Raw genomic sequence first — 1,428 nt, 5'->3', positions numbered from 1 at the left:
TATAATACCCCCCGATATTCAGACAACCGCTTAGGCTAATCCAACACAAGTTTGTACCTTTGCGGAAAATTCTAAAATCACAATGGGCAAAATGAGTAAATTCACCCCTGCCTTCAAGGCAAAAGTAGCCATAGAGGCTATTCAGGAAAAGGAGACGCTTGCAGAACTTGCAAAGCGCTATGAAGTGTCCCCAATTAAAATTACCGAATGGAAGGATGAACTTCTGAAGAATGCAAACCAAGCATTTGAGAAGCCTTCCGATGAAAAGCGCGAGATAAAGAAGCTGAAAGCTGCCAATGAGAATCTGACACGCAAGGTAGGTCAACTGGTGATTGACTGTGATTTTTTTGCAGCTGCCTGCGAGGATGCCGGACTCAAAGTCAGATGATGGAGTATGAGAAGGTGCGTCCCGCAGGCATGAGTTTGAATAGTTTCTGCAAGTATCTTGGACTGACACGTAGCACTTTCTACTACAAGCCCAAAGGCGAAACACCAGAGAATCTCTGTATTATGGAGAAGATAGATAAGTTCTTCCTTGAACATCCAACGACAGGTGTCAAGAAAATGACAGGATATCTTCGCAATGAGGGATTTGCAGTGAATGAGAAGCGTGTACGCCGTCTGATGCGAAAGATGTGTCTGATGGCCATCTATCCGCAGAAATCACTCAGCAAGGGTGGTGCACCAAAGTACTTCCATCCGTATCTGCTTAGGCATCTGGACATAACCCATCGTAATCAAGTGTGGAGTACTGACATCTCGTATATCCCTATGAAAGGCGGCTTTATGTACCTGTATGCAGTCATAGATGTGTTCACCCGTTATATCGTAGGTTGGCGATTGAGCAACACGCTGACAGCTACCAATGCCTATGAGTTGATGAGAGAATGTATCGGGGTACACGGAGCACCGGAAATAGTGAATTCTGACCAGGGAAGCCAGTATACAACCAAGGACTGGCAGGATCTGCTGACCAGCTATGGCATACAAGTAAGCATGGATGGTAGAGGTCGTTGTAAAGACAATATATGGATAGAACGCTTCTGGCGCAGCATCAAGCAGGAGTACATATATCTCAACCCTGCGGAAAACGTTAGTGAACTCCGTTCTGGAATTGCTGATTACGTGAAGTTTTATAACTATGAGCGTCCTCATCAGAGACTGGACAACTTCACACCAGCATCATTTTACGGCAACAAAGAGAAGAAAGTAGGATAAACTCTTGCACAATTCAACTAATAGTATTAACTTTGCTACTCCAAGACAGAGACGCGACGGTTTATGCCGCACGCTGATCTAAAAATCCGAAGGGGCATCGAGCCCCATCGGATTTTGCCAAGACAAGAGAACGCTCGGGATTGTCCGCATGCTCTGGATGGCGCAGCAACCAATGTTCAACCACTTGTCGAATATTGGGGAGTACTATAG

2 protein-coding genes are annotated in these 1,428 nt (G+C 45.4%); both read left to right on the top strand.

Annotated features, from left to right (window positions below):
* Positions 1 to 91 precede the first annotated feature (91 nt).
* Positions 92 to 388: a transposase gene (locus KM934_RS12730; protein WP_215760986.1), complete on the top strand. Its 297-nt coding sequence runs from the start codon at positions 92 to 94 to the stop codon at positions 386 to 388.
* Positions 385 to 1,218, top strand: coding sequence for an IS3 family transposase (locus KM934_RS12725; RefSeq protein ID WP_215760983.1), 834 nt, complete (start codon positions 385 to 387; stop codon positions 1,216 to 1,218). The genes KM934_RS12730 and KM934_RS12725 overlap by 4 nt, the downstream gene beginning before the upstream one ends.
* Positions 1,219 to 1,428 lie beyond the last annotated feature (210 nt).

The sequence above is a fragment of the Hallella faecis genome (assembly GCF_018789675.1).
GTDB classification, from domain to species: Bacteria; Bacteroidota; Bacteroidia; order Bacteroidales; family Bacteroidaceae; genus Prevotella; species Prevotella faecis.
The sequence above is the reverse complement of the archived record's forward strand: the minus strand, read 5'-3'. Positions and strand labels throughout refer to the sequence as shown.